The 16681-nt window shown below is 42.2% G+C and carries 16 protein-coding genes, 1 tRNA gene and 1 rRNA gene; 9 read left to right on the top strand and 9 right to left on the bottom strand.

The window, feature by feature from the left end; translation table 11 throughout:
- Nucleotides 1-283: 283 nt before the first annotated feature.
- The 6 genes from TVG_RS07770 to TVG_RS07745 form a co-directional block, all read right to left on the bottom strand.
- Nucleotides 284-856 (bottom strand): rusticyanin, encoded by a 573-nt coding sequence (locus TVG_RS07770; protein ID WP_010917708.1) that lies wholly within the window; start codon nucleotides 854-856, stop codon nucleotides 284-286.
- An 8-nt stretch (nucleotides 857-864) separates the two neighbouring features.
- Nucleotides 865-1221: an SHOCT domain-containing protein gene (locus TVG_RS07765; protein ID WP_010917707.1), complete on the bottom strand. Its 357-nt coding sequence runs from the start codon at nucleotides 1219-1221 to the stop codon at nucleotides 865-867.
- Between the two features lie 572 nt (nucleotides 1222-1793).
- On the bottom strand, nucleotides 1794-2450 hold the full coding sequence (locus TVG_RS07760; protein ID WP_010917706.1) for a class II aldolase/adducin family protein: 657 nt from the start codon (nucleotides 2448-2450) through the stop codon (nucleotides 1794-1796).
- A gap of 254 nt (nucleotides 2451-2704) precedes the next feature.
- Complete coding sequence (locus TVG_RS07755) at nucleotides 2705-3346, bottom strand: 6-hydroxymethylpterin diphosphokinase MptE-like protein (RefSeq protein ID WP_162009553.1); 642 nt, start codon at nucleotides 3344-3346, stop codon at nucleotides 2705-2707.
- Between the two features lie 14 nt (nucleotides 3347-3360).
- A complete protein-coding gene (locus tag TVG_RS07750; protein ID WP_010917704.1) occupies nucleotides 3361-4497 on the bottom strand; it encodes a DUF373 family protein in 1137 nt (378 codons plus the stop codon).
- A gap of 110 nt (nucleotides 4498-4607) precedes the next feature.
- Nucleotides 4608-4826 (bottom strand): MarR family transcriptional regulator, encoded by a 219-nt coding sequence (locus TVG_RS07745; RefSeq protein ID WP_010917703.1) that lies wholly within the window; start codon nucleotides 4824-4826, stop codon nucleotides 4608-4610.
- 154 nt (nucleotides 4827-4980) lie between these two features.
- Here TVG_RS07745 and TVG_RS07740 point away from each other — a divergent pair, with 154 nt between their 5' ends.
- The 8 genes from TVG_RS07740 to TVG_RS07705 all read left to right on the top strand — a co-directional run bounded on the left by TVG_RS07740 (nucleotide 4981) and on the right by TVG_RS07705 (nucleotide 12694).
- Nucleotides 4981-6528, top strand: a complete 1548-nt coding sequence (locus TVG_RS07740) for an FAD-dependent thymidylate synthase (RefSeq protein WP_010917702.1) — start codon at nucleotides 4981-4983, stop codon at nucleotides 6526-6528.
- 143 nt (nucleotides 6529-6671) lie between these two features.
- Nucleotides 6672-6754, top strand: a tRNA-Ser gene (locus TVG_RS07735).
- 50 nt (nucleotides 6755-6804) lie between these two features.
- Nucleotides 6805-7932 carry a fructose-1,6-bisphosphate aldolase/phosphatase gene (gene fbp / locus TVG_RS07730; RefSeq protein WP_010917701.1) on the top strand — a complete coding sequence of 376 codons (1128 nt, stop codon included), beginning with the start codon at nucleotides 6805-6807 and terminating at the stop codon, nucleotides 7930-7932.
- 300 nt (nucleotides 7933-8232) lie between these two features.
- Nucleotides 8233-9703 (top strand): 16S ribosomal RNA (locus TVG_RS07725).
- Nucleotides 9704-9782: 79 nt separating this feature from the next.
- Nucleotides 9783-10004, top strand: coding sequence for a protein translocase SEC61 complex subunit gamma (locus tag TVG_RS08235; RefSeq protein ID WP_048054162.1), 222 nt, complete (start codon nucleotides 9783-9785; stop codon nucleotides 10002-10004).
- A 17-nt stretch (nucleotides 10005-10021) separates the two neighbouring features.
- Nucleotides 10022-10888, top strand: a complete 867-nt coding sequence (locus TVG_RS07715; protein WP_010917699.1) for a transcription elongation factor Spt5 — start codon at nucleotides 10022-10024, stop codon at nucleotides 10886-10888.
- Between the two features lie 4 nt (nucleotides 10889-10892).
- Nucleotides 10893-12236: a hypothetical protein gene (locus TVG_RS07710; protein WP_010917698.1), complete on the top strand. Its 1344-nt coding sequence runs from the start codon at nucleotides 10893-10895 to the stop codon at nucleotides 12234-12236.
- Nucleotides 12233-12694 (top strand): DUF1947 domain-containing protein, encoded by a 462-nt coding sequence (locus TVG_RS07705; protein ID WP_010917697.1) that lies wholly within the window; start codon nucleotides 12233-12235, stop codon nucleotides 12692-12694. The genes TVG_RS07710 and TVG_RS07705 overlap by 4 nt, the downstream gene beginning before the upstream one ends.
- A gap of 5 nt (nucleotides 12695-12699) precedes the next feature.
- On the opposite strand, the gene TVG_RS07700 is transcribed toward TVG_RS07705, so the two are convergent.
- Nucleotides 12700-12984, bottom strand: a complete 285-nt coding sequence (locus tag TVG_RS07700; RefSeq protein WP_010917696.1) for a hypothetical protein — start codon at nucleotides 12982-12984, stop codon at nucleotides 12700-12702.
- An 83-nt stretch (nucleotides 12985-13067) separates the two neighbouring features.
- On the opposite strand from TVG_RS07700, the gene TVG_RS07695 reads away from it, so the two are divergent.
- Entirely contained in the window at nucleotides 13068-13829 is a 762-nt protein-coding gene (locus TVG_RS07695) for a hypothetical protein (RefSeq protein ID WP_010917695.1), read from the top strand.
- A 16-nt stretch (nucleotides 13830-13845) separates the two neighbouring features.
- On the opposite strand, the gene TVG_RS07690 is transcribed toward TVG_RS07695, so the two are convergent.
- Both TVG_RS07690 and rqcH read right to left on the bottom strand, forming a co-directional pair.
- Entirely contained in the window at nucleotides 13846-14760 is a 915-nt protein-coding gene (locus TVG_RS07690) for a bifunctional phosphoglucose/phosphomannose isomerase (RefSeq protein WP_010917694.1), read from the bottom strand.
- Between the two features lie 96 nt (nucleotides 14761-14856).
- Nucleotides 14857-16671: a ribosome rescue protein RqcH gene (gene rqcH / locus TVG_RS07685; protein WP_010917693.1), complete on the bottom strand. Its 1815-nt coding sequence runs from the start codon at nucleotides 16669-16671 to the stop codon at nucleotides 14857-14859.
- Nucleotides 16672-16681: the final 10 nt, after the last annotated feature.

Raw genomic sequence — 16681 nt, 5'->3', positions numbered from 1 at the left:
TCCACGGGTGTTAGTGTATTTTTAAGATTTATTTAAATTTATCCAGCATTTTTCTGACTATTTGAAATATATTTTAAGCCAGAATATATCCATCTTTTTCTCCAAACTGCTCACGGAAAATGGCAATTTGCCTTTATATTAAACATATAAAAATACCCATGTTTCTATTTTTGCTTATTTATTCATCTATTACTAATTTAATAGCTATCAATTCTTACTGATTCGTGAATTGATAAATAAATCTAAAAAATAAGTCAATATTTTTACTTGCGCCGGTTAAAGTCTAGCGTACAATTATTTCTCCATACATCCCATTCTCTGCGTGGCCAGGATACGTGCAAAGGTACCAGTAATCCCCAATACTGGAAAAAGTGTAATTGAACTCTGAGTAAGCGTAGAGATCTGAGTGGACAGGTGGTAAATAAGGCGCCTTGTATTCAAATCCTAAACCCATCATGCCAACCATGTATGGGTATGGTGGTCCGCGATTGCTTATTGCAAAGTTGTGGTAAGAATCAGTGTCCACGTTGATAACTATGAAATGCACGCTCACCCCTTCTTTTACCACTATAGTTGGATTTATGAGTCTGAGTATTTCAAAGCTATACATGCTTGGTGCATACATTGGCCCCATCAAAACTGGCAAAGTGGTGGAGTTGTTTATGTATATTGCAGATTGGTTCGATGATACCTGAACGCCAGGTGGCGTGATGTTTAATGAGTTGAGCTCCGAATTTGTAATATAGCCACCGCTTGACCCGATCTCCCTGCTAGCCAACTCACGGGCACCATAGAATGCAGCCACTGAAATTAATATTCCAAGGGAAACGAGAGCAAACAACTTGTATTTATCCATAATAATACCTACCTCCTGATCTCATTTATTATCCTGTTATACTGATCCTCTGTTATCTCCCCCTTAGCAAACCGTTCACGTGCTATATCTTCTGCCCTAGATCTCTTGAAATCCATGCGATTGTTGTGCCAGTGGTCGTGGCCATGTGAGCTAAACATCATTATTACAAAGAAAATCATCACGAAGAAGGCGAATATTGGCATAATAAGCCACCATCCGAAAAGCCCGCCGACTATAACACGCGGCCCATAGCCAAAGCTATAAAATGTGCCGCCTGCGAAAATCGAATACACGAACACTACTACAGCTATCAAGGCAATTATGCCTATCAGGAGCCATGCAAAGTTTTCAACCTTTTTGTCCATAATTATCTGTACGGTGAAAGAGCTATTAACTGCTATCTGAAATGCATTTCAATGGCAAAATCCGAAATGCTTTTTAAAAAATGAAAAATGTACTTTAATCGGCATTGTGTTGTTTAAGAAACTGAGAATAATGTTTCGGCATATCCCTACGCCATTATTCTGCACAAATTCGTATAATTAAGAATATCTGTCAGTAAACCTCGGCAATATGCCTTACGTCGACAAGGGCTACATCTATGACTCTGTTTCCAACATCGTACCTCAACGCAATCATTTTTTTCTCTGTTTCTCTATCTTTTTCGTCTTGTCTTGTGACAACGTCCTTTAAATTAGCATAAATTAAGTCGCCATTATCTAACCTAATATGTCTGGTTATTTCTGGCGTATCTTTCGGGATGTAAGATGTTCTCTGGCCGCATCTATTCCAAGCGTTATAAAACTCATCAAGATTCGTAGGATATCACCAGATATTAAATTACATTTTTACTTATAAATATATTTGATAATTCATTCCAAAAACTAATACAGTACAATTTTCAGCTTTATCCCATAGCCTTTTCACACTATGTATCTCATTTTTTCCAGCGGTCCCACTGTTTTAAATAGGCTTCGCTGATTCCGATTAGCTTGTCTACATCATCATCTGGAACGGCTGAAACTTTCCCAAGCAGTTTTGCCATCACATATATTTTGGCTGATTTTTCGAGCACATAGGCAGCTGCCATGGCACGATCGATGTCCTTGCCGACTGCAACTGCCCCATGGTTTTTCATTATAGTTGCGTTTGAATCGCCGAGAGCCTCTACCACGTTTTTTGCTAGATCAACTGTGCCAGTCATGGCATACTTTGCCACTCTTACACTCCGCCCGAGGATCATTATGACGTCTTCCGTTATAGCAGGAAGATCATCGTCTACAACAGAAAGTATTGAAGAATATACAGAATGCGTGTGGACTATTGCTTTTACGTCACTCCTTTTTCTGTAGATCTCATAGTGCATAAGTCTCTCGCTGGAAGGGGTGAGATGGCCTTCCAGGATATCTCCATCTATAGACGTTATAACGATATCCTCCTTTTCCGTCTTGTTGTAATTTTTTCCGCTTGGAGTAATCGCAATTTTTCCATCATCTGCCCTTACGCTTATATTCCCCCATGAACCAACAGTCAATCCATCCTGGGCAATCCTGCGGCAGGCTTCGACAACCTGTTCCTTTTCCTTCTCGTACATACAGATCAATTCAAACCTAGTTTAAACGTATGCATACTTTCTTCTATAAAATTATTCTCACTAAAGATGATCATAGGCTAACCGCCCAATGAACTTTAATATGAATTGCTTAAGTATAATTTCTTCTGCCTTCTAAAAATATCTATCAGATTAAGTCGAATATAAGCTAATAATGTATGGAAAGTGCTGGCAATAATATTAAAAGAATGCTATAGCCGCAATAATATAAGCAGGTTTAGATTGCGAATGAAATATTATATCTCTGACACTTCCCCCTCATTAAACGAAGATCTCCTGGATTTTGCCAGTTCTGCTATCAAATATCTAGCCCATTTTAATTTCTTCATTTTTATAAGTAGGTTACTTCCAGGCTTTGCCGACGGTTTCAAAAAGTCGAATCCAATGAGGAATATCTTTTGTGCGCCTAAGTAATCCGCCAAGTAAGCCGCCCTATCACCGTCAGAGAAGCCATAAAAGTTCTTTATCTGCCTATACGGCAGGTTTTGTGTAGTCCCAGCAACTCTTCTATCTATATGCTCTTTATTTGCGATTATCCTTTTTATGTTATCTCCATGTGCGTGAACTACTATTAATGTTCCTTGGCCTTTGCAATTCCATATTTTAGAAAGATCGCCATCAAGATCCGTCACTATTATGTCAGGGCAACCAAGCTCTTCGTAGTAAATTGATATCGCTGAATCAGCGACTATAGCAAACCTTTTCGTTACCGTTGTAAGTATATCTTTAAGTTCCGGTCCGTTCCCGACTACGTTTATTTCATTACTTCTATGCGGTAGCTTAAATTCTCCTGATAAAGATGAAAGTATGACAGCAGAAATATAATCGCTGCTGGGATTAATATTAAAATCGTCACAGATCGCGCGATATATATCCATCCACCTGAACAGGTTCATTTTTGTTCAAGCCCTGGAAGCTCTGTTTGTATTTCTGGGTTTTCGTTAAAATAGCGGTGAACCATCGACGATATTATCGCTATAATGAGGCCAAGTATTAGGAAGAATATGCTCACAAGCCCAGACTTCAACGATATAAAGCCCAGTATGTACCTGATATAATTGAACATACCATAAACGACAAATGCTATTGAAAGAGAGAATATTAAGCCGTACCATATCTTGAGAATGCCGACCTTCCTTCCAACAGCCAGTTCTGTGACTCTGCCTACTTCGCTAGTGAATATAGCGCCATATACCCACCAAGTAAATAGGGAGAGGAATATAAGAAAAGCATCAAGATCATTTTTGGACGTGCGGACAGCTATAGTATAACTTGAGGCAATGCCGACGAGAACAAGGAGACCTGCAATTATATACGTAAAGAAGAGTATCCTTGTGTCCTGGGCGTATTCGTGCACCTCTCTTATGAACTTCGATACAACTTTTATTAGATCGAAGCCACGTTCAAGTAGGTATACTCCTAGAACCAGAGTAACAAATGTAATCGCTCCTACGGTAGGATCGATGACTTTAACTCCGGTAGCATAGGCAGAATAAAGTATGAAAACAAGCGATACGAGGCCGTAAGTTAGGAATACGAGGCCTAGAGGTATGATAAACTTATTCACTATCTTTTTGTCCTTGAGGGCTTTTACTATGTAATAATAAATGCTCTCTATGTTTTCATTGTGCCGTACTATTATGTGCTTGACGTACCTTATCTTTATGTAGGAAAGTATAACGGGAACGATATAGTCATCCTCAGCCCCATCTGATACGAGTATAGCATCGCTGTATTCTCCGCCGGCTGTAACCTCAGCTACCTGCTTAGAGAGGATCTCATCTGATTTTTCTCCCACATCGTTGTCCCCTGTCAGCAAGGCTATTTCTACGTCTTCTCCCTTTTTTTTCAGATCTTCATAAACCTTTAGGGCGCCGAAAAGGGCATTTGAATCAGAATCTTCTGGATCAGCTGTTATTAGCTTAAGGGCAGCGTTATAACACTCTGTGTAACCGACAACAGGCCCATTAACCCCAGCCTTGTCGCCAAAATCGTTGTCTCTATCTACGTTTATTATCAATGTTGTCATAAGCTGCCTCAGAGCATGATTTTATTAATCAAGTCGTCTATTTAAAGGTATTCTCAGGCAATTGCCGAAAAAATATATATACACAAAAAGTGATCCAAGTTTAAATTAGGTTATTTTACCACGAAATATCCAGCACTCTTCTGCCTAGCCACTCTTTTAACGTAGCCCTTCTTCTGAAGTTCCTGAAGAGCTGCATTTACAATAGATTTTCCGAGTGCAGCTGCCTTCATAATATCGTCAGCAGTCTTCAGCTTTTCCTCAGAGGTAGCTCCAAGCTTCTTCATAGCATCGTAAATTTTCTTTGCATTATCGCTTAATTCATCAGCCATAATATCACTTGTTGCGTATAGCATATTAATATATATATCTATCATTTTTAAAAATTACAGAGACTAATTTACAAACTATGATCATTCAAGAACTAGCTTAGAACGATCTCGAATAGAAAACATAGTTTTAAGGTAAAGTCTACATTATTTATTTATGGAGTTTTCGAACGCCGAGAGAGATGTATTCTTAATAAAAATAGAGAAAATGATAGACAGAGGTGCCCTGATGTCCCGTTACAGTAGGGCATCTGATCCTGATATACGATCCGTTTATGAAAAAGAGTTCAAAACAGGGGCGAAGAGCGGCGAAGAGTTTTACAGGAGGATTTTCCTTGAATATGGCGATGAATCGATTGCCGAACTTACAACTGCACAGATGGGCATACAGAACGTTTCAAACGTAGCATCCAAGATAATTGAGGAGATAAGGATCGGCCTTTCTTATCTTGAAAAATCGACAAGATATGTACGTTACGACAAAAAGGTTGATGGCAGATACCTTTACATTTCACCAGAGAGGATAGGAATATCGGGGGATGATGCTAAGGATTACGTGCAACTATGCGACAATCTCTTCGAATTCTATTCCAAGGCATTGCCTCAGGTAGAAGATTACCTTAGGCATAAGTTTCCCCAAGACAAGTTGGTATTCCAAAATGCTGGTGGAAAGACTCTAACCGAAATGGATCAAAACGAGAAAAAAATAGCAGAAAGATCCTATATCAATGCAGTTAGGTCACGTGCGCTGGATGATGTAAGGTATATTTTGCCAGCATCGACGCTGACGAACATCGGTATTAGCGGCAACGGAAGGGCCCTAATCCATCTTATACAGAAGTTAATGGAATATGAAATCCCAGAAACTACAAAGCTTGCAAAGGACATATACGATGAACTAAAGCCAGAATTGCCACAGCTTATAGATGATGCACTATCTGGCCACGGCCTTGAGATCATAAATTTTAAGAAGAATCTCATGGGCTTGTTTCCCTATGATCTCACTGGCAATTTTGAAAGAATTCGCCTACTCTCATATGGCGAAGAGGATAAAGAGCTCAGGAAGGTGGCATCCCTCATCGAATATCCATTCCATGGGGACGCGGCTTCACTTTACTCCCGCAGCTCTGAATCCTACGTAAAATATATGAAAGAGCTCATAGAGTCGATAAGGTCGTTGAGGGCAAACAGGAGGATGAAACCAGGAAGGGCATTCGAATCAGTAAATTATGTTTTTGAGCTAAACTTAAACTACGGCTCATTCCGTGATCTACAAAGACACCGCTTTCTTGGTATAATTAGGAAACCGCTTACGGCAGCATACGGATACGACACTCCTCCAGTGATCTCTGCTATAGATGAATTGAAAACGCAGTATGATGAGTTGATGGCGAATTCTTCTTCCTTTTACCAAAGGCTAAGGGAAAAGTATGGGCCCTGGATATCACAGTATGTTGTTCCGTTCGCTTTTAAATACCCGATCACGTTTTCCACGAATCTCTCTGAAGTAACGTATTTTGTAGAACTCAGGAGTACTGCGCAGGCCCATTTCGATCTAAGAGACATAGCGGTAAGCATGTACAGGGAAGTCTCGAAAGTGCACCCAACTCTGTCCAGAATCATAAAATTTGTTGATACTGCAGATTATCCGCTTGGCAGGTTATCTGCTGAGTTTAGGAAGGAATCGAAGAAGGCCGGTATTTAAAAGCGTTTTATAATTATTTTGTTATCATTCAAAATAACAATCTTCGATATTTAATTTCATTATATAGGTATCGCTTTTACCTGTGCAATGTTTATATCTGACTTTATAATAATCTTTATCGTACGGAGTGGCTTATTTCCTATGTCGGGGTAGCCTAGCCCGGTAAGGCGGTAGACTCGAGATCTACTGCTCTCGTAGCTCGGGAGTTCAAATCTCCCCCCCGACGCATAGCATTATTACCGCAAATCTTTTTATTGCTGATTGGTTAAAGAATTGATGAAAGTAACTATTTCGCACATAAAAGCTGATATAGGTAGTCTTCCAGGACATTCGTTAGTGGACGAGAAGGTTATGGAGAGAATAAGAGAATATATAGAAGACCATGGTAAAAATCTGGTATCTGATTTTAGGATGGCGCATGTTGGTGACGATGCCCAAATAACTATGGTGCATACTAAAGGCGTCGACAGTGAAGAGGTACACGAGCTTGCATGGAATGCTTTTAAAGCCGGTACTGAAGTAGCAAAGAAGCTTGGGTTATACGGAGCAGGCCAAGACCTTCTTAAGGATTCGTTCTCAGGAAACTTGAAAGGCATGGGCCCCGGAGTAGCTGAAATGGAGATAACAGAACGACCATCTGAACCGTTTATAGTTTATATGATGGACAAGACTGAACCCGGAGCGTTTAATCTCCCAATATACAAGATGTTTGCAGATCCGTTTAACACCCCTGGCCTTGTAATAGACGAAACTATGCACGAAGGTTTCCGTTTTGAAATATGGGATGTGATCGAACATAAAGCAATTATGCTGGAGGCGCCATCGGATCTTTACGATATACTTGCCATGATAGGTTCTAAATCAAGGTATGTCATAAAACGAGTCTACACAAAGCCTGCGCACAAAAAATTGCCTGATGAGAATGTTGCGGTAATTTCTACTGATAAACTCTCCCTGATAGCAGGCAAGTATGTTGGCAAAGATGATCCTGCAGCCGTAGTGAGGCTTCAGTCTGGGCTTCCAGCTGCTGGCGAATCACTGGAAGCATTCGCTTTTCCTTATTTTGTGTCAGGCTGGATGAGGGGTTCGTTTAATGGCCCAATTATGCCTGTGTCAATGAAAGATGCAAAGATGACTAGGTTTGACGGTCCGCCGCGTGTTGTTGCCCTTGGATACGTCCTTAAAGGTGGAAAGCTGGAAGGGCCTGTCGACATGTTCGATGATCCCGCTTTTGACTACGCTAGAAGGGTTGCAGGCGAACTTACAGACCACATTAGGAGGATGGGGCCGTTTGAACCTCACAGGCTGCCAGATCAGGAGATGGAGTACACGACGCTTCCAGCGGTAGTTGAAAAACTTAAGAATAGATTCGTTGATATAGAAAAGCAAGAAGTAGCGAAGTAATTAATTATTCTTATATAAAAATTAATTTCTTTTATATTTTAATGTATAATTTCCGCCATAATTATTTTGATTTTTCTTAGAAAATACAACATCATCTTCGAAAGGGTTATATATGGAATTGCCATTCGTTACTTTGCACATAACAGGTATGGATACCAACCTACCTACGAAAGAGATGACACACGAAATTCGTGGGGATGAATCTCTTGTTCCAGGGTTGGTAAATATGGGGTAGTGAGTTTATAATGCTCACTTCTGACAGGTAGATGCCAGCCGCTAATTCTGATAAGTAGTGTTTTAACTCCGGTCGATCCTGCCGGCGGTCACTGCTATCAGGTTCCGACTAAGCCATGCAAGTCACGGGGCCGTAAGGCACCGGCGAACAGCTCAGTAACACGTGGATAATTTACCCTCAGGTGGGGTATAACCTCGGGAAACTGAGGCTAATCCCCCATAGTCATTACAAACTGGAACGTTGTAATGATGAAAGCTCCGGCGCCTGAGGATAAGTCTGCGGCCTATCAGGTAGTAGGTGGTGTAAAGGACCACCTAGCCTAAGACGGGTACGGGCCCTGAAAGGGGGAGCCCGGAGATGGACTCTGAGACAACAGTCCAGGCCCTACGGGGCGCAGCAGGCGCGAAAACTGTGCAATGCGCGAAAGCGCGACACGGGGAACCTGAGTGCCTTGACTTTTCGTCAAGGCTTTTCTGATGCCTAAAAAGCATCAGGAATAAGGGCTGGGCAAGACGGGTGCCAGCCGCCGCGGTAACACCCGCAGCTCGAGTGGTGATCACTTTTATTGAGTCTAAAGCGTCCGTAACCGGTCTTATAAATCTTCAGATAAATTCTCCCGCTTAACGGAAGAACTTCTGAAGAGACTGTAAGACTTGGGACCGGGTGAGGTTGAATGTACTTTCAGGGTAGGGGTAAAATCCTGTAATCCTGAAAGGACGACCGGTGGCGAAAGCGTTCAACTAGAACGGATCCGACGGTGAGGGACGAAGGCTAGGGGAGCAAACCGGATTAGATACCCGGGTAGTCCTAGCTGTAAACGCTGCCCACTTGGTGTTGCTTCTCCGTTGAGGGGGAGCAGTGCCGTAGCGAAGGTGTTAAGTGGGTCACTTGGGGAGTACGGCCGCAAGGCTGAAACTTAAAGGAATTGGCGGGGGAGCACCGCAACGGGAGGAGCGTGCGGTTTAATTGGATTCAACGCCGGAAAACTCACCGGGAGCGACCTTCGGATGAGGGTCAACCTGACGAATTTACCCGATAGAAGGAGAGGTGGTGCATGGCCGTCGTCAGCTCGTACCGTAGGGCGTTCACTTAAGTGTGATAACGAGCAAGACCCCCATCTCTAATTGCTAAGCTTTCTTAGCGGGAAGCTGCACTTTAGAGGGACCGCCAGCGCTAAGCTGGAGGAAGGAGGGGTCGACGGCAGGTCAGTACGCCCCGAATCTCCCGGGCTACACGCGCGCTACAAAGGACGGGACAATGAGTTGCAACCTCGAAAGGGGAAGCTAACCTCGAAACCCGTTCGTAGTCAGGACTGAGGGCTGTAACTCGCCCTCACGAATGTGGATTCCGTAGTAATCGTAGGTCAACAGCCTACGGTGAATATGCCCCTGCTCCTTGCACACACCGCCCGTCAAACCATCCGAGCTGGTGTTGGATGAGGGTCTGTCCATTGGATGGATTCGAATCTGATGTCAGTGAGGAGGGTTAAGTCGTAACAAGGTATCCGTAGGGGAACCTGCGGATGGATCACCTCCAAGTTAGAACACAGGCTGGCGTCTACCTATACCATACCTTTAAATTTCCTTTTTTTATAATGTCTTGTTTCGGTGATTCGGTGGCAATTGAAGATAAGGCTGAGGAGATTCAGCGCAATATCGAGCGGAAATTTTCGAGCATTGGCAAGGGAAAGTATGCCAGGATCTTGAGGATGGCTAGAAAGCCAACGAGGGATGAATACATCAAGGTATTGCTTATAACGGCTATTGGCCTTCTTATTATTGGGGGTGTCGGCTTTATAATATACCTCCTTATGGATGTGTACTTCAAGTTGCCATGATCTGAGAAGGTGAATGGATGGAAAGCGGCAAAGAATATGAGTGGATAACTTTCAATGCAGATTCGTTGATGGAGAGGAGCAGTGGAGAGAAGATCGATTTTCCCCTAAGGATAAAGAATATACAAAACGTGAAAAGGAAATTCTCTTTTGGGATTGTATATCATATAATGGAAAAAGATCCTACCGTAGACTGGAAAGCAGTAGTTACGATAAACAAGAGTGAAGATATATCAATGATGGGGGATGGCGAATATTCAGATGACTTTGATATTGAAGGGAATAAAGAAAAAGTCATAGGTTTGACTGTATACGCTCCGAAGGGTGCATCTGCAAACGATACCTTGGATCTAAATATTGAGATTGAATCAGAGGACAATGTACACCACTTCACTAAGGATGTGAAGATTGTACTGAAGCCTGTCATAGTCGCATTAAAGACTACAGTAGGCTCTGAAGTGCAGGTAGCTACTGACCTTAACAATAAAGCGGAGAGGGACAGGGATGAAAGAAGCCAAGGCGGAGAGAAACAGCCAAGTGAGGTCTTCGCCATAATGGCCCCATACGAAATTAAGGGTTACATATTTGTGGAAACGATGCACCCTGACAGGATATCCTATCTTGCGAAAGATATAAGGGGTTACAAAGGCATGGTATCCGGAAAGATAGATCTCGAAGAAATTGCGCATTATCTTACTCCAAAGCCAGCTGTATCCGGTCTGGAACTCGGATCGTTGGTCGAACTGGTGGAAGGGCCATTCAAAGGTGAGAAAGCTAAAATAATATCTATAGACTCTGTAAAGGAGGAGGTAACTGTGCAGCTTGTAGAGAGCATGGTTCCTATACCGGTTACTGTTAAAGCAGAATCCATTAGGCTCTTGAAATGATTAGATGAAGCTTAAAAGTATTTCAAAGGAAGAACAGGTCAAATTTAAGAAAAAGCTTGAAGATTTCTTTTCTAACCCTCTTTCTATAATTCCCCAGATGCTAGACTCTTCCCTATTTTGCCCTATAACTGGTTATGCCAAAAAGCTTGAAAAGATGAGGGCAAAAAATGATTTTTCTTATTCTGGTTCTGACGGCTTCCTTAGTGCAGTATCCGAAACATTCAAACTTATGTCGACAGATACCCCTATACTCGGGCTCATAAAGACTCCGTACGGTACTGTCCACTACGGCAAAAGGGGTAATGCAGATGAAAAATTACTAGCCGGGATACAGAACTACGATAATGATGTTTGGAGGATGCTTGCATTTTCAAACGTTGTCTTAACGAAAAATGTAAAGATATACTCGTCGAAGAACTATTTCCTTGCATCCTGTAAAAACACGCCGCCTCCTATGGAATTTTTTAAGGACGTACTTGAAGAGGAAGGCATAAAGTATTCAGGCCAAGACGAGATCGAGATTGGCCAGGAAGATCCGTCTTTCTATATGAAATTATTCGGATCAATAACAATAATCGTACATCGTGAATCAAGATACAAGACTGGATATTCGATCCTTAAGCACATGCTAATTAATGATCCGTACAAAGAGATAAGGGTGGGCAGCACATTCCTTGAGGAATGCAGCCAGCCGGACATTTCCGGAGATGTAAGGAGATACCTCGCTGGAGAATACGATGACAAATACTTTCTTTCTAAGGTAATACAGGAAAGGCAATCCTATATTGTAAAGAACGGGCTTTATGGAATAGATCAGAAATGCTTCGATAGTATCGATTCTTTTATATCGAATATTCCAGGGGCCATGGATTACGCACCTTACTTAAAAAGGTATTCTAAAGGTATATACCTTGAGGCCCCAGCCCTGGGTAAGCTCATGGATCTTCTTTGGCCTGAAATCGGTGAAGAAATATCTAGGGATAAAGCTGGCATGGATTTCAAAAGTTTCCAGGACATGCAATCATATCTTATGCGAGAATCAAGGAAAGGAAAAGTTACGTTTGAACCATGGTCGCCTGATTCTGCATTTTTGGCAGATCTAATAAAGCAATCGCAGGAGCAGGGAGTAAACAATGCTATCCTCCAGTTCAAGGATATGGCTCGTACGCATGTGCAAAAGGCCATACTTTACGCCTTTAACATTATAGCCGGTGGTCCCACAATAGGGTATGTCTTCTCAGATGATGACGTCGTTCTTGGAAACGAGGTCAAAGGTATTATAGAATTGATCGTAAAGGGAGAATCGGTTGAAGAAAACTTAAAAAAGTTGAGGGCTTATATTCCATGACGCAGAAGCATTTTCTCTCAAAAAGGGAACTGAAGGTGCTCGTATCATCGGCTGCTGAGATAGGCATAGATCTTTCAGGAGAAGAGGTAGAGGTCTCTTCCTCCCACAAAGTATCTTGCTATTACATAAAAGGGAAGCCGATGGCATTCCAGACAGATCGCTTGATCCCTTCTGTATACCTTTTAAACTACAAGAATCCTGAGAAAAGAGCTGTAGTTGTCGATGCAGGGGCAGAGCCGCATATAATAAACGGTAGCAATGTATTTGCACAGGGCATACTATCAATCGACAGCAGCATAAAAAAGGGAGACATAGTATTTATAAAGAGCGAAAAAGGATATTTTATAGGTGTTGGAATAGCCGAAAGAAACGCAGAAGAGATCATGAATGAAAAGAAAGGGCTTGCAGTGCGCCTTATACACCATCCAGATGATGATTTAATGAAGGCATTCTCCTGACAATTCTAAATATACTTAAGCCACTCCATTATTGGATCATCATCTGTAAGCAGGTTTTCAGTGGTCCCAAAGCTGCTTACAGTCTCAAACTTGTAGAAGTAAACTATTCCGTCGACAAGGTCGCCATACATTATATGTTCAACTGGAAGGTTGTTTGGGAGGTGAGGTATCGCCTCAGGAAAGTTAGGTGAGAAATGAACTTCGATCGAATCTCCACGTTTGACAAGGCTGTACGACCCGTTTGCCTGTACGTAACGCTGCAGTTTGCTAAATTCTATGTGCGGCTTCATCGTTCCTAATATGTTAAAATCCTATTTTAACTTAGATTTTATGATTTCAGCAATATTTTTTATGGCAATTCGTTACTCTAAATATGCTAAACAGGATCTATATTATACCGCATGGAGACGAATTAATAGACATGGACACGGATGAAGACAGGAAAATGCACGAAGCCATAAAAAAGTATAGTGAGAATGACGATTCAGAGACGCTAGTTGTGATAAGCCCGCATGGAATAGTGCTCGACAGGGATGTCGGTGTAATATATTCATCAAAGCTTAGCGGGGCCTACAGGACAAAGCACCATTACATAAGGAAAACTTACGACAATGATCTGGAACTTGCAGACAGCATAGCACGTTCGCAGCATGCGCAGCACCTTAGGTGTATTACATTATCGGGGAACGTTCCATGCCCCTTAGACTTCGGCACACTTATACCGCTCCAGTTTTTCAAGAGGAAGCGTGTAGTTGCAATGGGTGAGCCAAGGCTCTTAGACTATAGCGCAATCGTTGGCTTTGCAGATGATCTTTACTCAGCAATGTCGAAGTTCGAAAGGAAGATAAGCTTAATAATAAGTGCAGACCAGGCGCATACACATTCGAAAGACGGCCCATACGGTTTCTCTGAAGACGCTGATCTTTACGACAAGATAGTTATAGACAGCATAAATAATAATGACTTCCATGCCCTAATAAATATAGACAAATCTATAGTGGAGAGGGCGAAGCCAGACAGCTACCAGAACATGATCGTCACGGCTAGGCTCTTGGAAATATCGAGAAGAAAAATGCATGTAGATTACTATTATGTAGCAGGATATTTTGGTATGCTATTAGCAAGGGAAGCCTGATCTCTTAAAGATAATTTCAGGCTATTTCCTTTTTCAGCTTCTCTATGAGCGATACGTCCTGAGGATCCACTCCTCTCAGCTCAGCGAGGTGATATGTCAAGTAATCTCCGAAATGTATGAGGTAGAAGAGCTTAGCCAGAAGTGAACTTCCCCTTACGTCTACCATCCTGAAGCTGTTTCCTGTGATCTTCTCGGTCACCGTGATCCTCTTGGAAAAGCGGCTATCGTCAGATCGGAATACAAGAAAGTAAAATTCATCCTTTCTGTAAGTGTCTTTCAAAGGCATTGTATCGTTATGATTCAGCTCAGAAAAATAGTTCGAATATGCTAGTACCTTTGCATTTTCGTTGAACTGCGTCTTCCACCTATAGGCTATTGCCCTGAAAGGCCTACTACCATATATAACTGGTATATGCTCTCCGTTATATATCTCAGAAGCGATACTTTTCTCCTCCTCATTGTCTTTATCTGTCTCAGAAAGCAATCTATAAGCTTCATCAACGTCCCCTATTTTAGGCTTAATGAACGTATTTACCAAAGGCATAAGGAGGTATCCAATGGAGGATCTCGGCTGAAGCCCAGATGGTATTATGATCGTGTCGAAGCCCATTTTAGAGAGAGAACCGCCGGACGTTATCGCATGCACATTTGCGTGTTTCTTAGCAGCTTCTTCCGACGCACTAATGGTCTCTTCCGTGTTCCCAGAATAACTTATTGCTATAAACTCAGTTTTGTCATCCACAAAGGAAGGTATGTCGTAATCATCCACTAAGAACACTGGCTTTTCATCGTATATTTCAGAAAATATCCTACCGGCTATGCCAGAGCCTCCCATGCCTGCTATGACTATCTTGTCGTATTTGCCAACTTTAAAGGACTTGTCAAACCTCACCTGATCCTTAAGTGTAAGCAACTCTTCTGAAAATTGCATAATTTTTGTATGCCACAATCATATTTACGCTTATTTGCTTGTGGAAATCTAGGCATTTACGTATGTTATGCGAATATGCCTATTGGCAAATCTGCGTTAACTCGCATTCTGTACAGGCTTGAGAGGGACTATCCTTGAGTTTCCTGGAGGAAGTATCTTCTCAACTTCTTCCTTAGAGACATTGAGATATTCTGCAATCTGCTTTGCAATTTCGGATCTTCTAACGTCTCCAGGTATAATATGAATGCATTTTTCGTTCTCTCCAAAAACCTCTGGTGGCCCTATCATAGGTAGAGAAACGCCCTCTATTTCACGCAATCCTATGCAAAGTTCCAGCTTCAAGTTCGTAACATAATTCCTTTTCCCTCTTATTATCCAAGATCCAGTCGACACATATTCACCAGATTCTGGAGTCTTGCTTACCTGGCTCGGATATACCCAGTAGGCCGTTCCTGAGGCTATGCCTGCAGGCCAAGCTCTGGAAAAACAGATGGCAAAAGCTGCGGCTTGCCTTATTGTATCTTCCCCTGGCATCGGCTTCCCCTCTGATTTTATGATTGTGCTCGGGGCCCCGTACATGTCCGCATGTACGTACAAATCTCCTTCTTTTAGGTGTTTCTTGACGATTTTTTCATTGCTCTTTGCGTCTCGTCCTGCTATGACTAGATACCCTTCACTAGATATGAACCAGTGGTATGTCTCAAACCAGAAAATCCTACGATTGACGGATTTTACCTTTTTCTCCTGTAGCTTTATCCTTTCTTGTTCTGCCTCTTCTATCGCTTTTTTTGCCCCCTCAATTTTTTTCCTGTAATCTTTTGAAAGGTCGAAGTACCTGTTGGCATTTTCTCCAGCGCTCTTCGTATAGTCAATGTCTATATCCTCCTCCCCCAGCTTCAACGATATATGTTTTGTTGCCTTATTCATCTTATCGCTAGGGTAATTGCCGGATCTCGCATCTTTAATGGCCATTTCAACTGTCTGCAGGTTCTGCATTATTTGTGATCCGTAGCTCCTGTATTTTTCAGCTATCTTGCCGAATTCTTCTATGCTCTTCATCTGTGAGTTTATCCTACGCTGTATAGGATCTTCCGACTCTTCTTCTTGAGGTGACATTGACAGAAGGAATACGAGACCTTCATTGAAGTCGTCAAATTTCCTAGTATATTCCCCGAAATGCTTCATAGGTACAGGTGAAACTGTCCCTTGATCCTCATAGTAGTATGCACTGTTTAAGAGTGATTCCTGAAGTATCTCAGCAAGTGATCTTCTTACATCATTCGCACGATTCTCAAGGTCATCAACAGCCCCATCTTTTGGCAAGCCTATTCTGAAAAGCACTTCTTCGGCAAGGTCGCCGCCCAGATTGAACCTCGTCGCTAGCGTCTGGACTGCATTAGCCTTGCTTTGCCGAACCGTATTTACGAACTCCTCATCCGTCATCTTCGTTGGATCCGAAGATGAAGGCGGGATATAGATGGCGCCAACCTCAAGGTCTCTATTTCGCCATCTTCTTGGCTTCAGTACGAAGGTTATTTTGTCGCCGTCTGTTGCTATTAAATTTCCGTCCCTGAACAGTTCGAGTATCAGGGCCTGGCCTGTGTGGAATACGAACTTAACCACTCTGTCAAAGTTAACCTGCTCTACTGATACTATCCTTCTGTCGGAAATTGTTTTCCTGAGAACCATAGCTGTTTGGCTCGCCGTATCAGGGGTTTCTTCGCTCTTGAAAAATATGCCCTTCTTCAATGAGACGAGCATGTCGAACCTCTTTAGATCCGACCTGTAAAGCTGTATTAGGAAATCGTCTGGCCCAGTTTGATATACCTTCTTCACGAAGCTTCCGACAAGCCTCTCCCTATATATGCCAGTAAACGCATAGAAGTCTAGGGAGCTTTCTTTATCTTTCATCTACACCACA

Origin of the sequence: Thermoplasma volcanium GSS1, from assembly GCF_000011185.1 — an archaeon.
Taxonomy (GTDB): domain Archaea; phylum Thermoplasmatota; class Thermoplasmata; order Thermoplasmatales; family Thermoplasmataceae; genus Thermoplasma; species Thermoplasma volcanium.
The sequence above is the reverse complement of the archived record's forward strand: the minus strand, read 5'-3'. Positions and strand labels throughout refer to the sequence as shown.

What these genes read in the sequence shown, in the direction of transcription:
- TVG_RS07770 (WP_010917708.1), bottom strand. Translation starts at nt 856, where the DNA reads ATGGATAAATACAAGTTGTTTGCTCTCGTTTCCCTTGGAATATTAATT.
- TVG_RS07765 (WP_010917707.1), bottom strand. Translation starts at nt 1,221, where the DNA reads ATGGACAAAAAGGTTGAAAACTTTGCATGGCTCCTGATAGGCATAATT.
- TVG_RS07760 (WP_010917706.1), bottom strand. Translation starts at nt 2,450, where the DNA reads ATGTACGAGAAGGAAAAGGAACAGGTTGTCGAAGCCTGCCGCAGGATT.
- TVG_RS07755 (WP_162009553.1), bottom strand. Translation starts at nt 3,346, where the DNA reads ATGGATATATATCGCGCGATCTGTGACGATTTTAATATTAATCCCAGC.
- TVG_RS07750 (WP_010917704.1), bottom strand. Translation starts at nt 4,497, where the DNA reads ATGACAACATTGATAATAAACGTAGATAGAGACAACGATTTTGGCGAC.
- TVG_RS07745 (WP_010917703.1), bottom strand. Translation starts at nt 4,826, where the DNA reads ATGGCTGATGAATTAAGCGATAATGCAAAGAAAATTTACGATGCTATG.
- TVG_RS07740 (WP_010917702.1), top strand. Translation starts at nt 4,981, where the DNA reads ATGGAGTTTTCGAACGCCGAGAGAGATGTATTCTTAATAAAAATAGAG.
- fbp (WP_010917701.1), top strand. Translation starts at nt 6,805, where the DNA reads ATGAAAGTAACTATTTCGCACATAAAAGCTGATATAGGTAGTCTTCCA.
- TVG_RS07715 (WP_010917699.1), top strand. Translation starts at nt 10,022, where the DNA reads ATGGAAAGCGGCAAAGAATATGAGTGGATAACTTTCAATGCAGATTCG.
- TVG_RS07710 (WP_010917698.1), top strand. Translation starts at nt 10,893, where the DNA reads ATGAAGCTTAAAAGTATTTCAAAGGAAGAACAGGTCAAATTTAAGAAA.
- TVG_RS07705 (WP_010917697.1), top strand. Translation starts at nt 12,233, where the DNA reads ATGACGCAGAAGCATTTTCTCTCAAAAAGGGAACTGAAGGTGCTCGTA.
- TVG_RS07700 (WP_010917696.1), bottom strand. Translation starts at nt 12,984, where the DNA reads ATGAAGCCGCACATAGAATTTAGCAAACTGCAGCGTTACGTACAGGCA.
- TVG_RS07695 (WP_010917695.1), top strand. Translation starts at nt 13,068, where the DNA reads ATGCTAAACAGGATCTATATTATACCGCATGGAGACGAATTAATAGAC.
- TVG_RS07690 (WP_010917694.1), bottom strand. Translation starts at nt 14,760, where the DNA reads ATGCAATTTTCAGAAGAGTTGCTTACACTTAAGGATCAGGTGAGGTTT.
- rqcH (WP_010917693.1), bottom strand. Translation starts at nt 16,671, where the DNA reads ATGAAAGATAAAGAAAGCTCCCTAGACTTCTATGCGTTTACTGGCATA.